The sequence below is a fragment of the Pedobacter sp. ASV28 genome (assembly GCF_016428855.1).
Lineage (GTDB): Bacteria > Bacteroidota > Bacteroidia > Sphingobacteriales > Sphingobacteriaceae > Pedobacter.
Genome location: NZ_JAELTN010000026.1, coordinates 1 through 20611, shown reverse-complemented (window position 1 = coordinate 20611; position 20611 = coordinate 1). Strand labels below are relative to the sequence as shown.

The window sequence follows — 20611 nt, the reverse complement described above, 5'->3', positions numbered from 1 at the left end:
TATGCTAAGAAATATACTGGCCATTGCTGTTGTCCTTTTGGGATTACAGCAGTCATATGCTCAAGAGAGGGGTACTAATATTACTTCCGATCCTGTAGTTGGCGGGGCGGAAAGCTCATTCTTTAACACACCAAAAACTTTATCTAAAGGCCAGATGGCCAAAAGCTACAACTTATTTTCGAAGAACTTGAATGCCTTTAACCTCAATATTTCCCTTGATTATGATGGAGGGAACGGTTTAAAGATCTATAACCCTGGAAGTGTAGTAGGAAAAGGCTGGAAATTGGATGTAGGAGGGATGATTGTAAGGGAAAAGAGGGGCAGGGCCGATGAAGACTTCTTTAATAAGGGTATGATAGAAGAAACAGGGCATGAAGATGGCCCGATCAATCATAACCACGACTATGTTGGGGTACTACATACCAATAATAACCACTGGACTTCCCTTCCCAATGACCAGGTTCACCTATTCGATCTATCAGAAGGAGATACGATCTATAATGTATATAATAGATACATAGATAATTCGTATGACGTCTTTAATTTCAATATGTTAGGCAGAAACGGAAAGTTTGTACTGTATAAGGAAGGCGGGGTAATTAAGGCAAAAACATTTCCCAAAATGAATATCAAGGTCAATGTGTATATGGATTATGAGGTGAATAAGGACAGTTTACGGATGGGAACGGTGCTAAATCCTACCATAGGTGCATTTGGCATCATAGATGAATATAGCAATACCTATTTCTTTGAAAAGGCAGATGTTGCCTATGAATCTATAGGTGGAGATACACTGTCGAAAGAAAATCCGGAAATTGACAGTTGGCAGTTGAAAATGATCATTCCCCACTATCCGATGGTCAATGGAGATAACAATATTTTAAAAAATGCCATTACATTCGATTACTATAAAATAGACTTGAAATCAATTATTTCAAACCCTGAAGGATTTAGCTATGTAACCATCAGTAAATTACCTAAACCTTATAATTTTAGTGAATATGGTGATAGAAATTTAATGTCGCCAAGTTCAATTGTTTCGACACCAAAATCAATCAAATTCCCTGATGGTACCCTGGTTAAGTTTAATTATCAACACGAATTTATAGCCGGTAAGAATGTTGGAAATCAAATTGGACTTTTGAATAATATTGAAATAATTGAAGATCAAGGTGTCGTGTCGAAAAAATATGACTTTAAATACCAAAGGGCCAAATTGCTTGGTGGAAATTTAACCTATGAAGATCTTTCGGTCATTAACGACCCATACATTATTCCTATCTATTTTTACGAATGGTATCTTAAAGCATTTGAATACAATGGCAAACAGGAGAACAGCTTTGAATATTACCATAGCAATGTACTGAACGAGGCTAGTTTAATAACTTATACCCGTGATGTATTAAAATCTGCAGATTATTTTGGTTACCCAAATGGAGATATGACCAGCACAGCGTTTGCCTTATCTAGCCTATCATCAGACAATAGATTGCCCAACCAGAATTTTACCCATATGGGCATGTTAAAGCAGATCAACTACCGCAATGGCGGTTATGAACATTTCGTATACGAGCCCAATCTCAGGGATAGCTTGGGTATAACCATGACGGTAGGTGGCGTACGGATCAGGAGGCACAGCCTAATAGACCCTACCAACCCCATGAACAATAGGATAATGGAGTATAGCTATAAAAACATAGCAGATACCACAAAATCTTCTGGTTTTTTAGGTAATACGCCCAAATTAGTCAAATATTTCCATGTGCATCAGAACACCTATCCGGCAGCGATTAACACAAATTATTATATTATCCATCCTTTGGGACACAATTCACAAATTGCTAATCTAATAGGTTACTCGGCGGTAAAAGAAAAACAATACCAGTTCAATGGGAGCAATTATGAACATTTCAAGACCATACAATATACCTATACTGATGCAGGTAATGTAAACAGTAGTTTTATGCCTGCCGATTATGATTATCCGATCGACATCTATATGGATATGCCTACGTGGATTTTTGGACACCTGCTAAACAAAACGGAATACGATAGGAATGGCAAGAAAATAAGAGAGGAAGTCAATACTTATGACATTGCACAATATAGGGACCTGGAGATAAAATCCATGAAACTGGAACTTTATGCTGTGAGGCATATATGGAATGATACGAAATATTTTAATAGTATATATAGAAAAGTATTAGCTCAATATTATTATCCGATTACCGGTAAAGTTAATTTGGCTAGTAAAACTTTTATAGAATATGATTTGAGCAATGGCTCAAACCTCTATAGTACATCTAAAAGTGAAACTTACACATACAATAACCTTAATCAATTATCATCGAAATTCTTTAATGATAATAATGGGCAACACTATAAATCTAATAAGTATTATTATTTGGACGATTACGATATCCCAACATTGGTAGAAAAGTATGATAAAAATAATAACCTAATAGAAGCTGTTAATTATGAGTATGTTAAAAGCTCCCGTTATTTAGTAGGATCTCATTACCCTTACCTTAAGGAAGCGGCAGCGTTTCCAATGATGGATTATAGCCTGGCAAAAATATATCAATCCAGAATGACAAGTCCCGTTGCTGCGGGTACCATACCTTTATATAATGGTGGCTTGAATATACAGCCTGGAAGGGCATTGGAGTTGGTTGAACAAAAAAGCATTGACAGTTATGGAAATACCATCAGCGAAACCGATGAATTTGGGGTAAAGACCCATTACCTGTATGACAAATATCAGAAACCCATTGCCACTTTTCACAATGGAGAAAGCAACCAGTTTAAATATTTTTCATTCGAAGACTATGAACAACAAGTATTAGACCCCGAAATAGGTTATATAGAACCGGATATATTCAACAATACCAGGATCGGTCTTTCGGGATCGAGAATTTCGCTATCAGATACACAGGCCATTAGTGGAAGCAAGGCTATAGAGGGCGATTTCTTTATAGAAATGCCTGCCGGAAAATACCACATCAAATTATGGGCAAAAGGATCGGGAATTTTAATAGTGGGGCCAGAGGGCGTAGTTGAATTTAACCAACTTGGTACGGTGGTTAACTTGTCTAGCGAATGGAAATTATACGATTTCTCAATGGTTGTACCTACAAATGGCAGGATAGATTTTGGAATTTTCGGAGGCTATCTTGATAACCTGATGATCTATCCGGAGAATGGGAGTATTACGGCCACGGCCTATCACTACAATACCGCTTACGGGGCCCAATATTTCCTCAGGACCTTTAGTACGGTGCCCAACGGAATGGTCAGTATTGCTGATTTCGACAGGAACGGCAGGCCGCTCAATGTTCGCGACCATAAGCAGAATATCAAGGAGAACAAGGTCTATGTAGAACCATAGCCGCTATGAATTTATTGTTACGCTCACCCATTAAGAGTTTTATACTTATGAAGACTTTATTACTGCCCGTACTGCTGTGCATTTTTTCGCTGGCATTGCAGGGCCAACAATATACCAACGGCCTGCCGATCACCGGTCAGAATGTGTCGCAGGCCTATTATCATGAACAGGAGATCACCATCAAGGCGCCCTTCAGTTCGGCACCCGGTTTTTCAGCTGCCATAAGGCCCTATATCAATACCAACCTGCTGGAACTGAACAGGCCAGCGGTGATCAGCCATGTGGTAAGGAGGCCAGGGCTGACCACTAGCACCGCCGTGGGCACAGCCGTAACCGGTAGCGTGACCAGGAGCTACAGCTTTTTGGACGCTTTCGGTAGGCTGGGCCAGACGGTGGTCAAGGACTACGCCAATATGGGCACCGACCTGATACAGCCCCAGACCTACGAAATGTCCTTTAGGGGACAAAAGAGCTACCTGCCCTATACAGCCAGCTACAATGGCGACAGCTTTCGTAGCAATGCGCTAAAGGGCAGCAATGGCTATGCCGATAGTGAGCAGCGCCAGTACTACCTGGCCCCACCGGCAAATGTAACGGGGGCGGGGGCTTCCGGTAACGCCTTTTCAGAAATCAGGACAGAAGACTTTGGGGGCCGACCACTGGAGCAGGCCGGCCCTGGCGAGCACCACAAGCTAGGAAGCGGCCATACTGTTACCAGCGCTTATACCTTTAATGGCATCAGCGAACTGAGACAATGGCAGGCTACAACAGGTGGACTGTCTACAGCAGGGTATTATGATCCCGCCATCAATACCATCTACAAGACCGTATCGGTAGATGGAGACGGCCAGACCGGCATCAGCTACAGTGACGTGGAGGGCAGGCTGTTGGCCAGTACCAAAATGCTGGGGAGCACGCCACTGACCACCTATTATGTATACGATGGTTTCGACCGTTTGGCCTATGTCATACCACCGCTGCCTGCAGAACTCGGCAGCCCAAGCTCTATTGAGGAAACCGACCATGTGTTCAAGAATTTTTTATATGCCTACAGGTATGATAAATATGGTAGGGTAACAGAGAAGCATGTGCCTTCGCAGGGCTGGACGGAACTGGTGTACAACAAACGTAACCAAGCAGTGCTCACGCAGAACGCCGTACAAAAGGCAGAAGGCAAATGGAGCTTTGCCAAATATGACGCCAACGATCGTGCCGTATATAGTGGGATCTATCTTTCGGCAGACAGTAGAGAAACGCTGCAGAACATGGCCAACAGCTACACCGGTGCCCTGTACGAAAGTGCTGCACCAGCTACGGGCATGGGCTATACGGATGTGAGTTTCCCCACTGGCCTTAACGGTACCAACGGTAAGATACATACGGTAGACTATTATGACCACTACAATTTCCTGGCCAATACCAACATCAACAATCAGACTGACGCAGCTGTATTTACTGCACCACTTGCAGATACCCTGATGAAAGTGCCAGAAGGTATGGTTACCGGTAGGTTGGTTAACGTATTGGGCACCGGTGATTACCTGTTGCAGGTACTACATTACGATCAGAACCTCAACGTGGTAAGAACCATAGTACAACATTACTATGGGAAAAAGAAAGATGCGGGCAATTATGAGGTATATACCACCCTATACAATTTTGTTGGCGAACCGGTTAAGGAAACCAAAACACATGCGGTAAATAAATCTACAGGTACCGCAGTGACCAATATCGAGACCCTTTATAGCTATGACCATATCGGAAGGCTACAGCAACTATCGCAGAAATACGATGGTTCGGATCCGGTGGTATTAGAGAGCTATAGCTATAATGAACTGGGACAGCTGGCGGTAAAGAAGTTACATGCTGTTAACGGAACGCAATATCTACAGCACATCGATATGCGATATACGATAGCTGGACAGCTAAAGAGCATCAATAATCCCGGCAATCTTGTCGATGAACACGATACCGGAAAAATGGATGCTTTTGCCATGACGCTATGGTATGAAGATTCGGCCAATAGTTCGGCAACTCCCAGATATAATGGTAAGATCAGTGCAGCTACCTGGCAAACCAAGGTGCCTTCGCTGCTCTCCGGTGTAATTGCCCAGGACGAAAAGACCTTTGCCTATCAATATGATCAGCTAGGCCGTTTAATCGATGGTCGATTCTCTTCGGCCAGCCTTCCTAACACTTTTAGGGAGCAGGCCACTTACGATAACTTGGGGAATGTACAGACCATGATGCGTAAAAATAAGCAAGGAGACGAACAACACAACCTTGCCTATAGCTATAGCACTGCAGGTGTAAGAAGCAACAAGTTGGCCAGTGTAACCGATACAGGTAGTGAGGGTATATCGAGCAATTATAGTTATGATGCTTCAGGCAACTTGAAGAGCGACAGTAGAAAACTGATATCAAATATCCTCTACAATGATTATGGACTGATCGACGAGGTGCAGTTTTCCGATAATAGGCTGCTGAAATACTACTACGATGCTGATGGCAATAAGCTTCAGACCGATGTTGTCATCGGTAGCAACCGGATCTCTAGATATTATACCGAAGATTTTGAATATGGCAATGACGGCAATCTGCTGTTCTGCTGGACACCTTCTGGTAGGTTGGTGCCCACTGGAACAGGATTTTCTCTGGAATACTTCATCAATGACCATAATGGCAGCCTAAGGGCCATTATTTCCGACAGGAACAATAATGGTCAGCTAGACGCAGATGAGGTCTTTGACCTTCGTGACTATTATCCATTTGGTTCTCAGCTGGCCTATGGCGGCAATATCCTGCCAGCTACGCTCAATGGATATGGTTTCGGGGGCAAGGAAGGTCAGGAACTTACCGGTCTTTTAGATTTCGGGGCTAGGCAATATGATGCTGTTCTTGGCCGTTGGACCGGTGCCGATCCCTTGGCGGAGATGGAATATTCCCTGACGATGTATCGTTACGCATTTAACGACCCGATCAACTTTACCGATCCCACGGGCCTTTGGGAGGGGCCCGACGATCCCGAGGACTACGACTATGTTGGCGAAGAAACCTTTGCATACAAGGAACGGCTAAAGGAAGTCAATATCCTGGGCTACCGTATGGGCATGCAGGACAGGATGGAGTTCCGCAACAAGTACGGGTATCCTATGGACCACTATACCGATGGTCGTCCAGATTATCAGGTACAGAACTATTTGTCGGCATACAAGGCCATACACGACCAACCTCCAATAGAACTCTATTACATAGAGGCCGTTTCCTTTCTAACCGGAGCAGGCGAAACTATAGAATTGGCGCAGATTAGTGTGGCATTGGCTAAATCTGCCTATAAATATGCGGCAAAAAAGGTAGCTTTGCAGTTGGCCAAGGGGGCAGCCAAGAAAATGGCTGTTAAGGCAGCCGCTAAGGGGGGATATATAAATTTGGCAAGCTCTGGACGAACAGCTCACATTATAGCTGGGGACGCAACTGGAGGAGGGCATGCATGGTTTGGAAGTTTAAAAAGTTTTGCAAACGGATTGACGGGGTCTAAAAGTATGTTCCCTGCAACATGGAGTAATTCCAAAATTATGCATGCAGTATCTGATGTTGCTGTTAATAATCAGTGGATTCAGCAGACGGGTAAGGCTGGTGCAATGTTTACCAAAAGTGGGCAGCCAGTAAGGTTTGTAATAGAAGGAACCTATCAAGGAACAAAAATGAGAGTAATTACAACCCATACAGATATAATAACAGCTTTTCCAATAAAATAAGATCATGAAAACACTGGTAAATGTCTTGTTAAGACTAATTGAGATTGCAAGAATTCTTGGATTAGATAATCGTGATTTAAAAAATGCTGAAGATTTTTTAATGCATAATGAGTTTGGTTTGTGCTTTGACACAATAATAACACAGATGTATGAATACGATATTGAAATTGATAATGAGTTTTATGAATCAATTTCTAAAATTGGCGAGAGGATGAATTTGAAACAAGAAAGTTATTCTTTTATGAAAGAACTAATAAGGGATGAGAGTAATATTCCTAAACCTGTGAAAGATGAATTGGCGAAGATTATCGCAGGCTTAATAGAGTAAAAATGCAGTTGCTGCTAAGACGGGAGGTTCATTAGTTAACCTGACTGAAGAAACATTTTCACAAGCCTTATTCAAAGGAGCAGAGAATGTTGGAGGCTATTCCGTTTATGGGACAAAGGGGTTAGTAGGAAATACATTTAATAGAAACATTTTCTTGCTGGAGGCTTCGGGCAGTAAGAGCTTATCAGGATTTAGGTCTTTTGTTGGAAGTTTAGAAAGAGAAGCTTTAGGCGCCGGTACAAATAAAATATCTATTTACGGTTCATCTGTTATTAACAAAGGCTTTCTTAATCCTAACATAGCCAGGCGCTTTGGTTACTCTTTTGAGCAATCAGGGAGTGGAGTGTTTTTACAAAAAGCTTTAAAATAAATCTACTATGAATACTACTGATAAATCGTCAACATATATATCAATTTTCAAAAGAAAAGGCGGTGAAGGTTTAACCACTAAAATTATTAAAGAAGCGGACAATAAAGATTATAATGGTTTGTTTGCTCAGTTAGAAAAAAATGAAAAGCCATTGCTTATTTACTTTTTAAACTTGCTGAATTGGTTTTTGCTTACTAATAATAGAATTTTGATGTGTAATGAGGGACAATCTATATTTTTATATCTTGCCGATATAATTGAAGTGCGCCCAGCATTACAAGAGGAAATGAAAGATAGGATTAGCGATAAACAAAAGTTTACACGGTTAAAAATAAAAACGAAAAATGAGGATTATTTTATTTGTAAATTGGAGAAAGGGCAACCTTATGAAGGAATTTATCAGGTGTTACATTTCATAGCGACCAACAACATTAGCAGTTGCTACTAAGGGGGGAGGGAACCTTTGGAAGGTCGGTTCTTACAGTGAGATTAAAGGGTTAGAAGTTGGGCTAGATGCACACCACGTAGGACAGAAAGCATTAATGAAAAACTTTGTTCCAGGATATAACTTAAATACAGCCCCTTCTATTTTGGTTCCAGAAGTTGGACATACAATTAGAGGAGTAAATGGTATTGTATCAAGAAGCACATCAGGATTTACAAATGCAAGGCAAGTATTAGGAAGAGATATTTTTGAGCTAAGACGTGTTTATGGTGGACAAGGAGTACCTAATAGTTCCCTTCAACAATTAATTCAAATGAATAAAACAATGTACCCAGGTGCATTTATAAAATAAAATATATGGAAGCATTAGAATTTGTAAAAAAACTCAAAGAACGAGTAATTGAAAATGACAATAAAGTCTATCAAAATTTGCTTGCTACAACCATCGAAGCAAAAGACCCAATATGGCAAGGTATTTTACCAACGTATAAAAATATGAATAAAGATCAGCAAGCGGCTTTCTTGCAGTTTTTACGAATGATCCAAGTGAATACTCTTTCTCATATATTGGGAGTGTTGGATGGTAGCACTACCTTATCTGAGAATGATGTAAACTTTATTCTTAAGACAGAGGAAAAGGACGAACTAATTAATGGTGATTTGCAGGATATTTTTTTAGGAATGGAAGAAATGTAGTTAGGTTAATTATAAAGCCGCTAAGGGGGGAACTACGACAGTTTATAGGAATTTTGGATGGAATGAGTATAAAGCACTTCGTGCAAGTGGTAACAATTTTGAAATAGGTTCAAACTTTGGTTCAAAACAGTTTTGGTTAGATAAGCAAGGAATTAATCATTTCAATATGTTAAAAATAAAAGATACAATACTAATTAATGAATATGGACAGGGAATAACTGATATCTCTCCCATTCTAAGTCTATTTAAAAATTTTAGTATAGAAGAAAAAAGAGATTATCTTGAAGAAATAGCATCTCTTATTTTACAATCTAAGCCAAACAATAATGATATAGGGACAGCAATAAAAGAAAGTCAATTAAGGGTAACTTATACGCCATGTGTTTTACTTAGAAAAGGAGTTGAAAATCATAATTTAAAAAAAATAATCACTTTGCCAGAGGCTGAATTAGAAAAGGTTTTGATGTTGCTCATGAGTTTATTTAAAATAGCTTACCAGAGAAGATTCATTGAAGAGAAAAATAATCCTGGTAAATGGTGGTATTGGGATTTATCTGATAAAAATAATATTCTGAAGATAGAAAGTATGATTAAGAATAGCAGTTGCCGCTAAGGGGGGAAATAGGTTAAGGCATTATACAACTGAAGCAGGGTATAAAGCAATTATGGAGTCAGGAGAATTATTGCCCTCGATTGGAGTTAAGAATGCAAGACATGGGGCAGGTCAATATTTTACAGATTTAACAAGTGGATATACCTCAGGGCAGATTTCAAGACGACTATTTGGTGTGCCGTGGAATACAAAGCAATTGACACACTTCATAGATATAGATATGAATGGCTTAAATGTGATTAAAAAAATGCTCCACATAATTTTCTGGTTCCCGGCACCAATAGCCTGCCTTTAAATGGGCAAATAATTAATCATGGGACTTCAATTTTTAAGTAAAGTATTATATATGCAGGAATTATTTGTAAAGAAATTTTGGGATGAAGAAAATATTTTATTTTATATTCGTTTTCAGGATGGAGAAGCAGTTAGGCAAATAGAGGAGACCTCTAAAGGTAGAGTTTTACTGACGTCTGAGAACCCTCATAAAGGAGAGTCAGTGTTATATGACCAATCTTTGGATGAACTTGAATTAAATGATTCAGACTTTATAACAGAAGATGAATTTAATGAAATTTGGAATCAATAAAAATCAAAATGCCCCCTCTAGCTTAAGCGATTTCTAGCGCAAGCATAAGTGTAACGGTACTTGTGCGCCAAGGCCTACAGCTATATGCGATAATCGGTACCAGTTTTCCTTCTCTTCTAAAGTGATGTAAGGTACGTTCGCTAACATAGTATTTGGCAATGATCTCTTTACAGCTGATCACTTTTTTGGCCAGAAGATCTTGTTGGAAGACCATGCACAGTTCAACACAGACCCTTAGCTGTAGGTACAGATCACGATAGTCTCTTTTCGTTAATCTTCCCATAATCGAGCGCATTCAATAAACAAAAATGGAGTACAGGAGAAAAACTAGGGATTCTTTAAAAGAAACTGTACGTCTAAAAAGAAGCAGAGGACAAGAAAAAACAGGAAACCCCAAAAAACAGCCCCAAACTTCGAACTCCTGACCTCCGGCCTCGGTCTCTAAGCAATTCACCGATTAACCAATCCCAGTCTTTGTTCCTTTATCTTTGTTCCCCACTCCACAATTAACCAGTTAACCAATTCACCGATTCTAGTCTTTGCTCTTTGTTCCTTGCTCTTTACTCCTTATTCCTTTCTCCCCGTTCTCCCAACACCCAAGCCTCGGTCTTCGGAATCCGGGCCTCTGACTTCGAACAATTAACCAGTTAAACAATTCAACAATTAACCAATTCACCGATTAACCAACCCTGGTCTTTGCTCTTTGTTCCTTATTCCTTTCTCCTTGTTTTCCCAATTTTAATTTGTATTTTTTCGCTTTATCCCTATCTTAGAAAGATGAAAAATGGCTTTTTTAACCTCTAATTTGATCCAATGCGCTTTAAAAGAAATACGAACTGATAACCGACATTTATATCCTGTTTATTACTTTATATGGATTTTTTGGGTGAAAATAACTTTTTAACCATTTAAATTTACAAATTTGTACCACCTTAAGTATAGCTTTTAACTTCGATAAATCATGTTGATGAAAACCAGGAACCTATTATACCTTTTTGTTATGCTTAGCCTAATTTCCTGTAGGGAATTTATAGAGCCCTCCTTAGAAAAAAAACAGATCAAAGCCATAGCACCTGCAGATGGGATAGAGACCAGTAGCTATCAGCTCACTTTTTGGTGGGAAACCCATCAGGATGCCTTTCAATATCGTTTACAGGTGGCTTCACCTAGCTTTTCTGCCATAGAAAAATTAGTGCTCGACACGGTGGTCAAAAATGATAAATTTACCTATACCCTAGAGCCAGGTAACTATGAATGGCGTATAAGAGCCGAAAATGGGAGTAGTCAAACCCCTTATGTAACCCGTAACTTCATTATTCACCCCTCAGCCTTGACAGATCAGCTTGTACAGCTGCAGAGCCCAGCCAATAATATTTTCACCGCAAATGCAGAGATACAATATGAATGGTTGAGGCTATTTGGAGCTACAAAATACCGTATACAGATAGACAACCAGAACTTTGCCAATGAAAATAACCTGGTATTGAATGTACTTACAGAAAACCTTAGCTATTTGAATACACTGCAAACCGAAGGAAAATACCAGTTTAGGGTGAGGGGTGAAAATGCTACAGAAAATTCCAAATGGTCAACAGTGAGAAACCTTACTTTCGACCGTACGCCGCCGGCCAAAGTAGTATTGACTTCGCCGGCCAATAAACAAACTTTACCCAAGCCGTTTAACCTGATGTGGAATGCCATTTCGGATGCTGATAAATATGAACTATTGGTATATAGAAGTGATTCTGTTACTTTATATCACACCAATTATCCGCAACTGCTCAGTACCAATACACAACAGTTTAACTTGGGGAATACAAACGAAACCCTAGTGTGGAGGGTAAGAGCTATAGACAAAGCAGGTAACAAGGGAGAGTTCAGCAGTTTTTATACTTTTACCATTCAGTAAAATATGAAAGGCAAGGCACTTACCTATGTTTTAATGGCATGCGTAGCAGCAGTTTGGGGCATTATATTTTATCGTATTTACCTAAGTGTGGCAGAAGATGAACCGACAATTGCTACTGCCCCCACGACAAAAGTAGCTTATTTTAAGATGGTTAATCATGCAAATGATACCGTTAAGCTTGACCTGGCTTATCGAAACCCATTTGAAGAGAAAAACTTTGTGAATATAGAAGAAAAAGCAGATAGGTCTGGGCCCGTTACAAAAATAGCTGCCCCACAAATGCTTAAGCCACAGGTGAATTGGTCGGGTATTATATATTCGGGTTATATCAGCAACCCCTCCTCCAAACAGAAATTGGCAATTTTGTCTGTCAATGGAAAGGAAACGCTGTTGGTTGAAGGGCAAAGTGCCAATGGATTAAAGCTCCTTAAATATTTGGGAGATTCCATTAAGGTTCAATACCAGGGCGAAACTAAACACATTAGAATTAAATAAAATGCAACGTTGTTACCTCATATTGATGTTATGGTTATGTACCTATTCATTAGGTCAGGCGCAATCCTACAAAAAAAACTTGGCACTGGAAAGCTACAGGCATCATGTGGCCTATGACGATCATAAGATTTCTTTTTATACCCAGCCTATGGATATCCAATTGGGTAAGGCAGAAGCCGACAAGAAATATTATTGGTTCAGCAATAGGGAAATAAAAGTTACACAGGGCGGATTTAGTGGAAGATTATTGCATGGTACCTATAGCGATTACTACCTCAACAATAACTTGAAAGAACAGGGCGAGTTTAAAATGGGCTTGAAAGAAGGCGAATGGAACAGCTGGAACGAACAGGGTATCTTGCTGGCCAGGATCAGGTACAGGAGAGGAGAGGCAAATGGCCATTTTTACAAATATGACCAAACAGGGAGGTTGGTACAGGAAGGAACTTATGCTCATGGTCAGATAAATGGCCAATTGAAAAGATATCTAGAGAACGATAGTATAGCTGTAGACAGGTATAAAGAAGGAGTTTTACAGCCCGTTAAGGTAAAAAGCAGACCAAGCTGGTTCAAAAGACTATTTAAAAAGAAAAAAAAGGAAGCCGAAATAGCTAAGAAATCATAACAATACAGCCCATGTTTAAGCCTATAGATAAATGACTAAAGTGGTTAATAGGATGCTGAAGGCAGGCGCTTTATACTTTTCTATTGTCATTACTTTTATCATAGCTATAATTTCGGCAGCTTTAATTATGCTGGTAGCCCATTATAGAAATGGATACCTGAAAGATCTCCGGTATCAGCGTCTGCTTAACAACCTCAATTCTGGAGTAGCCTATGCATTGGCAGATCGAACCAACTTAGACTATACAAAAACCATTGATCTCTATGGTCAGGAAACCGATAGTCTGGTTATTGGCCGGAAGCTTTGGGGAATTTACGAACTGGCCCAATTACAGGTATTTATATTTCAGGACACCATAAAAAAATCATTTTTGATAGGCACAGAACCAGATTCTGTTGCCCTGTACCTCAGTGATGAAGACCGCCCTATATCCATTAGTGGAAATACCAAAATAGTAGGTAATGTATTACTGCCAAAATCGGGCATTAGGCAGTCTTATGCCGAAGGCAAGCCCTATACCGGAGATCAGTTGATTTACAAGGGCACTATAGGCAATAGCGAACGAATCTTACCACCTCTAAAAAAAGAGATCTTGGCCAAACTAACGTCTAACTTTGAGGAAGGTGGAAAGGGAAAATGGCCCATATTAAAACATAAACGGTTAAAGGTATCTTTTTTGGATTCTACACAGTACATAAACTTGCCCAAAGTGGCCATCCTCCAAGATGTGGAACTAGAGGGAAACATGGTTTTATATGCCGATTCGGTGGTGACCATTTCGGCCTCTGCGCAACTTAACGGTATACAGCTTTATGCGCCAATTATCAAGGTAGAAAAAGGTTTTAAAGGCAATTGTCAACTCTTTGCCAGCGATTCGATTATCGTGGCCAACCAAACCATCTTTACTTATCCTTCAGCTTTGGGCATTATAAAAATGGAGCATTCTGTAGACCAGCCCCAAATAAGCTTAGGAGACGAAGTGCAGTTTAACGGAATCATTTTCAGCTATGAAGAAAAGCGCAGCCTTATGCAGACCCTTATTGCCTTGGGGAAGAACACCCAGGTAAAAGGAGAGGTATATAGTACAGGTTTGCTCAAACTCGAAAAAGAGGTCTCTATTATAGGTAAAACATCTTGTAACCGCTTTATCATGCGTACCCCGACTACTTTATATGAGAATTTTCTCATTGATGTGAACTTTAATCGCAAGGCAAGGAGTAGTTATTACCTCAGTTCGAGATTATTTGACGATAAACGAAAAAATCAGGTGTTAAAATGGGTGGAATAGTAGACAAAAAACTGAAAGGATCTACCCTCATTGAGGTGTTAATAGCCATGGTAATCATCATGATTATTTTTGCCATTGCCATGCAGGTATTCTCCAATGTATTGAATACAGGGGTTTCTTTCAAAAAAATACAGGTACAGAACCAGTTACAGCTTTTAGCCCAAGAAGTAAAGGAGAAAGGATATCTTGAGGAGAATGATAGGCAATTAGATAGTGTAAATTATCAATTGACAACAACTCTTAGTGAGGTGGAAGGGGTCTCAAAATTGGAGATTAGGGCTACGCAACAAGGAAAAAATCTAGGTAATTTAAAGTGTCTATTTCAGTTAAAGGAAAAACATGAAGAAAATTAACGCCTATACCTTAATGGAAGTGACCATTGCCATGCTGCTTTCGGCCATCTGCATTAGCATCTGCTATACCGCTTACGGTATTATCGGTAATTACTATGCCAAGTTCAAGCAGAAAAACCAAACAGCAAATACGGTGCTTGCCCTAAGGCAGGTTTTGGCCAGAGATTTTCTTAAAAGTAAGCTCATTATCCATCATGAAGATGGACTGGAATTACAGCAGGATGGTTTAAGTATTTATTATAACTTTAGTCCCGAAACGATACAGAGACGTTTGAACGAAGAACATACCGATACCTTCAGCCTTAAATATCACGACCTACGATATACTTTTGAAGGAAGGGAAATAATGGTTGCCGATACTATAGACCAGCTGAACTTTAAGATCATATTGGATTCGCTTACCACTGTACCCGTGCAATTTAACAAGAAATATAGTGCCGAAAACCTCTTTAAGTAATTATGCCTTCCATTAATATCTCTAATTATCAGCCAAAGCAAAAACCACCCCAAAAACCAGGTGGAACAGATCTTTTTGCGTTATTGAACAAGGATATTACCTTTGGAGATGGCCAACTGCCCGACAAGAAAAAAGAGACTTTCTATCATGAGCTGGGTACACTGATCCAATCTGGTATTGCCATGAAGACAGCCTTGGAATTAACGGCAAGTTCCTATACACAGGCAAAAGATGTAGCGTTGTTCAACAAGATACAACAGGAAATCGTAGCAGGCAGTCCATTGTCGGAGGCCTTAAAGAACAATGAGAAATTCAGTAGCTATGAATACTATAGCGTGCGCATAGGGGAAGAAACGGGCAAGCTTGCAGAAGTGCTTACCGAGTTGGCCAGGTACTACAAAAGTAAGATCAGTCAGCGACGCAAGATCATTGGAGCCATTACCTATCCCTTATTGGTGCTCAGTACTTCCTTTGCCGCTATTTTCTTCATGATCAAATTTGTAGTGCCCATGTTTGCCGATGTATTTAAGCGTTTCGGTGGTAAGCTGCCTTATATCACTTCGCTCATTGTCAGCTTTTCCGATTGGTTTGACCGTTATATCTATCTTATCCTATTCTCCATCCTAGTGGTAATCTCGTTTTACTTGTTCAATAAACGTAAGCCCTGGTTTAAAAAATGGTCATCGCTTACTTTGTTAAAAGTGCCCATTGTGGGCGAAATACTCAAGAAGATTTATTTAGCGCGTTTTGCCAATACCATGCGTTTGCTAACGGGAACCAATACTCCATTGTTGCAGGCTTTGGACATGGTTAAACAGATGATCTCCTTTTATCCCATAGAGCAGTCGTTGGTACTGGCGGAAAAAGATATTCTATTGGGCAGTAGCCTATCTGCTACCTTGGGCAAGCACGAATTCTATCCGGCAAAATTCATCCAGATGATCAAGATTGCAGAAGAAGTAAACAAACTGGAATATTTCTTCGAACAACTGGCCAATCAGTATACCGAAGAAGTAGAATACCAGACCAATGCCATCAGTGGTCTGTTGGAGCCATTGATCATTATCTTTTTGGGCTTGGCCGTAGGTGTTATTCTTATTGCCATGTATCTGCCTATGTTCCAAATGAGCAATAGTTTTTAAACAAGATCTAATTGTCTAAACTTCCCTATTTCTTAAAAGTATTTTGTACTTCAATATGACGTATTTTTAACAAAATTGCCTTAAACCCCATATTTTTTCTAATTTAGTTTGCTGAAAAAAGAACGACCTCCCTTGTGCAATAAAAATACATTTAGTGATGTATAAGGGATTAACAAGCTATATTAAGATGAGAAGCTTACTGCAGAAAAAAATAAAAGCCTACACCCTTACCGAAATATTAGTGGTACTGGTGATTATTGGCATATTGGTGCTATTGGCACTGCCTAATCTTATGCCCTTAATTACCAAGGCTAAGACTACCGAAGCCAAGTTGCAACTAGAGCATTTGGCCAAGCTGCAGCAAAGTTATTTTTATGAACACTCCAGATATGCTACAGACCTGGCAGAAATAGGTTTTATACAAGAGAAATTAACGACTGATGAAAAAGATGGCAAGGCGAACTATAAGATAGAGATCGTGTCGGCCAATAATAATGCCTTTATAGCGAAGGCTACTGCTGTGGCAGATTTTGATGGCGATGGGGTTTTTAACGTTTGGCAAATAGACCAAGACCGAAACCTGAAGGAAATTACCCCAGATTAATAGATGCTGGTGGTAAAAATAGGCATAGCTTTGGTTTTGTTGGCTATGGCCTGGCAGGATTTTAGGGATAGGGCTATTGCAATTTGGTTGTTTGTCCTGTTGTTTATTGGATTGATAGGCTTAAAATATAGCCTATTGGGCCGGACAGTACTGTTTAGTGATTTTAAGGTCAATATGATCTTTCTTGCCATGCAATTGCTCTGTCTCTTTTTATATTTTAGTTGGAAGGAAAAAAGATGGGTAAACCTGTTTAACGGATACTTTGGAGAAGGTGACCTTCTTTTTTTGGTGGGCGTAGCTACCTACCTTTCCTTTTTCAATTTCGTATGGTTTCACCTTATAAGTCTCTTTATAGTGATGTTGATCAGTGTGTTTGTACGTAAAACCGATGCCAAGATACCTTTGGCTGGCGGGCAGGCACTTTGCTTGGTACTAGCTATGGCGATAGACCAGTGGAGTAGCGTAATAGACCTGAGCAATGATTTATGGTTTATTCGTTTTAGCAATTGGTAAAAACAGATTATCTTCAATTTATTAATCATATCAAATGAATATCCCTGCAGACATTCTTCATCTTATCCATCAGGACTTGGCCATGCAGTATCGCATTGTACCCAAGGGCATACAGAACGGACTACTGTTATTGTATGCAGAAGAAGACGTTGACCATCAAGACCTCATGGAAGAGCTGCAAGTTATTCTCGATTATGATATTGAGCTGGAAACCTTGCCCAAGATAGAAATTAGTAGGCTGCTGGCTACACATTACCTGAAGAATAACGCCGAAGACCGCACTGGCCAACAATTGGGGGCCATAACGGCAAATGACGATTTTCTGAGCACGCTGATTAATGAGGCCAGAAAACTGAAGAGTAGTGATATCCATATTGAAACCTTTGAACAAAAGTCGAGGGTGCGTGTACGCATTGATGGGATGATGATTGAACGCTACCAGATAGAAAAGGAAGATTATCCCGCATTAGTGAATAAGATCAAGATCATGGCCAATTTGGATATTGCCGAGAAGCGTTTGCCACAAGATGGCAGAATTCACTATAAGCATGCCCAGGATCATCCCTTTGATATTCGCGTGTCGGTACTGCCAACCTTGCACGGAGAAAAAATTGTACTGCGTTTGTTGAGTAACACCAGTACGAATATAGACTTAAATACACTAGGGCTTTCAACGGCAGACATGCACCATTATATGCAGGGGGTACAACGCCCTAATGGTATTATACTCATTAGTGGACCTACAGGTTCTGGAAAAACAACCACACTTTATGCTACCCTAAAGCTGTTGAACAAGACCACGAGGAATATTCTTACCATAGAAGACCCCATTGAGTATACCTTAGAGGGCATTAACCAGGTGCAGCTGAGAGAGAACATAGGCTTGGGCTTTGCCTCGGCATTGCGTACTTTCCTAAGGCAAGACCCAGATGTGATCATGGTGGGCGAGATCCGTGATCCGGAAACGGCAAATATGGCCATAAGAGCAGCCTTAACGGGCCACCTGGTGCTATCTACCATTCACACCAATTCGGCGTGGGGTACGGTTTCCCGTTTAATGGATATGGGAATTCCCGGATTTTTGGTGGCCAATACGCTGAATACCACAGTAGCACAACGTTTGGTCAGGTTGCTGTGCCCGTCCTGCAAACAAGAAGAAGATTTTAATGCTGATGGCTATCCCAAACAGTTTAAGCCGCCCTTAGCCTTAAAGAAACATTTTGTGGCCAAGGGCTGTAGTGCTTGCTATTATACGGGCTATAAGGGCAGAAAGGCCGTATATGAAGTAATACCCATCGATGCCGAATTAGCTTTTGAAATCAAACAAGAGAATATGTATATTGACGAGCATTTAAAGAGCAGGGACATTAAGACGCTTTCGGGCAATGCCTTTGCGCTTTTTGCTGAAGGCCAAACCAGCTTAGAAGAAATTTTTCCCTTATTATTAAACATCTAGATGAAGTATATTTACAAGCTACTCACCCCATTTTTATTGACTATTGCAATTTGCCTGATGACTTTTGGACAGGTTAATGCACAAGACCAAGCCAAAAACGAACGCCTACAGCAAATAGAAAGCCGCTTGAAAACATTGGCAGTAACTGTACCTGGCCTTACGCAAAAGGTACAGCTTTCCATGTCGGGTGCTACCGCTTCTGAATTTCTCAAAGCTTTGGCCCAATCCAACAATTTGAATATTAACATAGATCCGCAACTTAACTTTAAGGTATACTATAACTTTACCAACGAAACGGCGCTGAATATCTTATTGTTTGTGGCCAAAGAATATGATCTTGACATTAACCTCATTGGAACCATCATGTCCATTAGCAGGGTAGCGGCCCCCAAAGCTATAGTGCCTATTAGAACCATTAGGGCCACTTATAATCCGGCTAATGATCAACTTGGTTTCGAACTAAATAATGACACCTTGGCCGCTGTGGCCAAGAAGATCAGCCAGCTTTCCCAAAAAAATGTGGTGGTACCCAATAACCTGCTAACCAAGACGGTTTCGGCCTATATAGCTGCTGCTCCATTTGAAACCGCATTGGACAAATTGGCCTATGCCAACGGCCTAAAGCTGAACAAGACAAGCGACAATGTATTTATCTTTCAGGCATTGGGCGAAGGAGAAGAGCTCTACATTACCGGAGATAACACCACGGCGGTTAAAAAGAACAATAGGCCACAGGCCAATGTGGGCGGAGCACAGGGCGGAAATTTTAACCTCAATAGCAGGAAAGATGCCAGCGGGACCAGATTGCTTAGTATAGATGCGGTGAATACGCCTATCCTAGATCTGGTTAAATCGGCATCGGCAGATGTAGGGGTGAACTATTTTATTTATTCGGACATAAAGGGATCGGTAACTACCCGTTTGAACAATATCAGTTACGAGGATTTTCTAAGTTCGCTGCTTCAGGGTACAGAGTACACTTATAAAAGAGAGGCAGGGGTTTATCTGATAGGAGATAGGAGATTGGAAGGATTACGCTCCAACCGTATTGTACAGTTGCAGCACCGTTCTTTGGATACCATACAGATGATGATACCTGCCGAATGGAAAAAGGGAGTGGAAATTAAGGAATTTAGGGAACAGAATACCCTTTTGCTATCTGGCTCGGCACCGCAGATCAACGAGATAGAAAACTATATTAGGCAAATAGATAAGGTGGTACCCATGGTGCTTATTGAAGTAACCTTGGTGGATATTAGAAAAGGAAAAAGTGTAAAAACGGGTATATCGGCAGGTGTTTCAGACAGCATAAAGACAGGGGGAACCATTTTACCAGGTATAGATTATACCTTTGGGGCCAATTCTATAAACGATTTCCTTTCCCGGCTTGGCAACAACAACTCCATTAACCTGGGTAGGGTAACGCCTAATTTCTATGTCAAGCTTAGTGCATTGGAAAATAACTCCAACGTAGAGATACGTTCGGTACCTAAGCTGTCTACATCTGTCTCTTATACACATCTGACGCTGCCGACGATCGAGCCATAGTGTAGATGTGGGGGGGGGGGGGGGGGGGGGGGGGGGG

At 40.5% G+C, this 20611-nt stretch carries 21 protein-coding genes; 20 read left to right on the top strand and 1 reads right to left on the bottom strand.

Going from position 1 to position 20611, the window contains the following annotated elements:
- The first annotated feature begins 1 nt into the window (after window position 1).
- The 9 genes from JHD79_RS11370 (at window position 2) to JHD79_RS11330 (ending at window position 10184) form a co-directional block, all read left to right on the top strand.
- A complete protein-coding gene (locus JHD79_RS11370) occupies window positions 2-3388 on the top strand; it encodes a hypothetical protein (RefSeq protein ID WP_199119356.1) in 3387 nt (1128 codons plus the stop codon).
- Between the two features lie 47 nt (window positions 3389-3435).
- A complete protein-coding gene (locus JHD79_RS11365; protein ID WP_199119355.1) occupies window positions 3436-7146 on the top strand; it encodes an RHS repeat-associated core domain-containing protein in 3711 nt (1236 codons plus the stop codon).
- Window positions 7147-7150: 4 nt separating this feature from the next.
- Window positions 7151-7474, top strand: coding sequence for a MafI family immunity protein (locus JHD79_RS11360; RefSeq protein WP_199119354.1), 324 nt, complete (start codon window positions 7151-7153; stop codon window positions 7472-7474).
- A 377-nt stretch (window positions 7475-7851) separates the two neighbouring features.
- On the top strand, window positions 7852-8292 hold the full coding sequence (locus JHD79_RS11355) for a hypothetical protein (protein ID WP_199119353.1): 441 nt from the start codon (window positions 7852-7854) through the stop codon (window positions 8290-8292).
- 94 nt (window positions 8293-8386) lie between these two features.
- Window positions 8387-8641, top strand: a complete 255-nt coding sequence (locus tag JHD79_RS11350; RefSeq protein ID WP_199119352.1) for a hypothetical protein — start codon at window positions 8387-8389, stop codon at window positions 8639-8641.
- A gap of 5 nt (window positions 8642-8646) precedes the next feature.
- Window positions 8647-8985, top strand: coding sequence for a hypothetical protein (locus JHD79_RS11345; RefSeq protein ID WP_199119351.1), 339 nt, complete (start codon window positions 8647-8649; stop codon window positions 8983-8985).
- A 166-nt stretch (window positions 8986-9151) separates the two neighbouring features.
- A complete protein-coding gene (locus JHD79_RS11340; protein WP_199119350.1) occupies window positions 9152-9598 on the top strand; it encodes a DUF5958 family protein in 447 nt (148 codons plus the stop codon).
- Window positions 9582-9893, top strand: a complete 312-nt coding sequence (locus JHD79_RS11335; protein WP_370583327.1) for an HYD1 signature containing ADP-ribosyltransferase family protein — start codon at window positions 9582-9584, stop codon at window positions 9891-9893. The genes JHD79_RS11340 and JHD79_RS11335 overlap by 17 nt, the downstream gene beginning before the upstream one ends.
- Before the next feature lie 18 nt (window positions 9894-9911).
- Entirely contained in the window at window positions 9912-10184 is a 273-nt protein-coding gene (locus JHD79_RS11330) for a hypothetical protein (RefSeq protein WP_233164657.1), read from the top strand.
- Between the two features lie 22 nt (window positions 10185-10206).
- On the opposite strand, the gene JHD79_RS11325 is transcribed toward JHD79_RS11330, so the two are convergent.
- Window positions 10207-10467 carry a hypothetical protein gene (locus JHD79_RS11325; RefSeq protein ID WP_199119348.1) on the bottom strand — a complete coding sequence of 87 codons (261 nt, stop codon included), beginning with the start codon at window positions 10465-10467 and terminating at the stop codon, window positions 10207-10209.
- Between the two features lie 717 nt (window positions 10468-11184).
- On the opposite strand from JHD79_RS11325, the gene JHD79_RS11320 reads away from it, so the two are divergent.
- The 11 genes from JHD79_RS11320 to JHD79_RS11270 all read left to right on the top strand — a co-directional run bounded on the left by JHD79_RS11320 (window position 11185) and on the right by JHD79_RS11270 (window position 20574).
- Window positions 11185-12093: a hypothetical protein gene (locus tag JHD79_RS11320; RefSeq protein ID WP_199119347.1), complete on the top strand. Its 909-nt coding sequence runs from the start codon at window positions 11185-11187 to the stop codon at window positions 12091-12093.
- 3 nt (window positions 12094-12096) lie between these two features.
- Window positions 12097-12588: a hypothetical protein gene (locus JHD79_RS11315; protein WP_199119346.1), complete on the top strand. Its 492-nt coding sequence runs from the start codon at window positions 12097-12099 to the stop codon at window positions 12586-12588.
- 1 nt (window position 12589) lies between these two features.
- Window positions 12590-13213 (top strand): toxin-antitoxin system YwqK family antitoxin, encoded by a 624-nt coding sequence (locus JHD79_RS11310; RefSeq protein ID WP_199119345.1) that lies wholly within the window; start codon window positions 12590-12592, stop codon window positions 13211-13213.
- Window positions 13214-13244: 31 nt separating this feature from the next.
- Complete coding sequence (locus tag JHD79_RS11305; protein WP_199119344.1) at window positions 13245-14501, top strand: hypothetical protein; 1257 nt, start codon at window positions 13245-13247, stop codon at window positions 14499-14501.
- Window positions 14489-14854 carry a prepilin-type N-terminal cleavage/methylation domain-containing protein gene (locus JHD79_RS11300; RefSeq protein ID WP_199119343.1) on the top strand — a complete coding sequence of 122 codons (366 nt, stop codon included), beginning with the start codon at window positions 14489-14491 and terminating at the stop codon, window positions 14852-14854. The genes JHD79_RS11305 and JHD79_RS11300 overlap by 13 nt, the downstream gene beginning before the upstream one ends.
- Window positions 14841-15311 carry a hypothetical protein gene (locus tag JHD79_RS11295; protein ID WP_199119342.1) on the top strand — a complete coding sequence of 157 codons (471 nt, stop codon included), beginning with the start codon at window positions 14841-14843 and terminating at the stop codon, window positions 15309-15311. The genes JHD79_RS11300 and JHD79_RS11295 overlap by 14 nt, the downstream gene beginning before the upstream one ends.
- A gap of 2 nt (window positions 15312-15313) precedes the next feature.
- Window positions 15314-16453, top strand: coding sequence for a type II secretion system F family protein (locus JHD79_RS11290; protein WP_199119341.1), 1140 nt, complete (start codon window positions 15314-15316; stop codon window positions 16451-16453).
- Between the two features lie 157 nt (window positions 16454-16610).
- Entirely contained in the window at window positions 16611-17057 is a 447-nt protein-coding gene (locus JHD79_RS11285; protein WP_233164656.1) for a type IV pilin protein, read from the top strand.
- A 3-nt stretch (window positions 17058-17060) separates the two neighbouring features.
- Window positions 17061-17570, top strand: coding sequence for a hypothetical protein (locus JHD79_RS11280; protein ID WP_199119340.1), 510 nt, complete (start codon window positions 17061-17063; stop codon window positions 17568-17570).
- A gap of 34 nt (window positions 17571-17604) precedes the next feature.
- On the top strand, window positions 17605-19026 hold the full coding sequence (locus JHD79_RS11275; protein WP_199119339.1) for a GspE/PulE family protein: 1422 nt from the start codon (window positions 17605-17607) through the stop codon (window positions 19024-19026).
- Window positions 19027-20574 carry a secretin and TonB N-terminal domain-containing protein gene (locus JHD79_RS11270; RefSeq protein ID WP_199119338.1) on the top strand — a complete coding sequence of 516 codons (1548 nt, stop codon included), beginning with the start codon at window positions 19027-19029 and terminating at the stop codon, window positions 20572-20574. It begins immediately after the preceding gene.
- Window positions 20575-20611 lie beyond the last annotated feature (37 nt).

What these genes read in the sequence shown, in the direction of transcription:
- JHD79_RS11330 (WP_233164657.1), top strand. Translation starts at nt 9,912, where the DNA reads ATGGGACTTCAATTTTTAAGTAAAGTATTATATATGCAGGAATTATTT.
- JHD79_RS11295 (WP_199119342.1), top strand. Translation starts at nt 14,841, where the DNA reads ATGAAGAAAATTAACGCCTATACCTTAATGGAAGTGACCATTGCCATG.
- JHD79_RS11290 (WP_199119341.1), top strand. Translation starts at nt 15,314, where the DNA reads ATGCCTTCCATTAATATCTCTAATTATCAGCCAAAGCAAAAACCACCC.
- JHD79_RS11345 (WP_199119351.1), top strand. Translation starts at nt 8,647, where the DNA reads ATGGAAGCATTAGAATTTGTAAAAAAACTCAAAGAACGAGTAATTGAA.
- JHD79_RS11315 (WP_199119346.1), top strand. Translation starts at nt 12,097, where the DNA reads ATGAAAGGCAAGGCACTTACCTATGTTTTAATGGCATGCGTAGCAGCA.
- JHD79_RS11270 (WP_199119338.1), top strand. Translation starts at nt 19,027, where the DNA reads ATGAAGTATATTTACAAGCTACTCACCCCATTTTTATTGACTATTGCA.
- JHD79_RS11300 (WP_199119343.1), top strand. Translation starts at nt 14,489, where the DNA reads ATGGGTGGAATAGTAGACAAAAAACTGAAAGGATCTACCCTCATTGAG.
- JHD79_RS11350 (WP_199119352.1), top strand. Translation starts at nt 8,387, where the DNA reads ATGAAAAACTTTGTTCCAGGATATAACTTAAATACAGCCCCTTCTATT.
- JHD79_RS11285 (WP_233164656.1), top strand. Translation starts at nt 16,611, where the DNA reads ATGTATAAGGGATTAACAAGCTATATTAAGATGAGAAGCTTACTGCAG.
- JHD79_RS11280 (WP_199119340.1), top strand. Translation starts at nt 17,061, where the DNA reads ATGCTGGTGGTAAAAATAGGCATAGCTTTGGTTTTGTTGGCTATGGCC.
- JHD79_RS11370 (WP_199119356.1), top strand. Translation starts at nt 2, where the DNA reads ATGCTAAGAAATATACTGGCCATTGCTGTTGTCCTTTTGGGATTACAG.
- JHD79_RS11365 (WP_199119355.1), top strand. Translation starts at nt 3,436, where the DNA reads ATGAAGACTTTATTACTGCCCGTACTGCTGTGCATTTTTTCGCTGGCA.
- JHD79_RS11360 (WP_199119354.1), top strand. Translation starts at nt 7,151, where the DNA reads ATGAAAACACTGGTAAATGTCTTGTTAAGACTAATTGAGATTGCAAGA.
- JHD79_RS11320 (WP_199119347.1), top strand. Translation starts at nt 11,185, where the DNA reads ATGCTTAGCCTAATTTCCTGTAGGGAATTTATAGAGCCCTCCTTAGAA.
- JHD79_RS11325 (WP_199119348.1), bottom strand. Translation starts at nt 10,467, where the DNA reads ATGGGAAGATTAACGAAAAGAGACTATCGTGATCTGTACCTACAGCTA.
- JHD79_RS11275 (WP_199119339.1), top strand. Translation starts at nt 17,605, where the DNA reads ATGAATATCCCTGCAGACATTCTTCATCTTATCCATCAGGACTTGGCC.
- JHD79_RS11310 (WP_199119345.1), top strand. Translation starts at nt 12,590, where the DNA reads ATGCAACGTTGTTACCTCATATTGATGTTATGGTTATGTACCTATTCA.
- JHD79_RS11340 (WP_199119350.1), top strand. Translation starts at nt 9,152, where the DNA reads ATGTTAAAAATAAAAGATACAATACTAATTAATGAATATGGACAGGGA.
- JHD79_RS11355 (WP_199119353.1), top strand. Translation starts at nt 7,852, where the DNA reads ATGAATACTACTGATAAATCGTCAACATATATATCAATTTTCAAAAGA.
- JHD79_RS11305 (WP_199119344.1), top strand. Translation starts at nt 13,245, where the DNA reads ATGACTAAAGTGGTTAATAGGATGCTGAAGGCAGGCGCTTTATACTTT.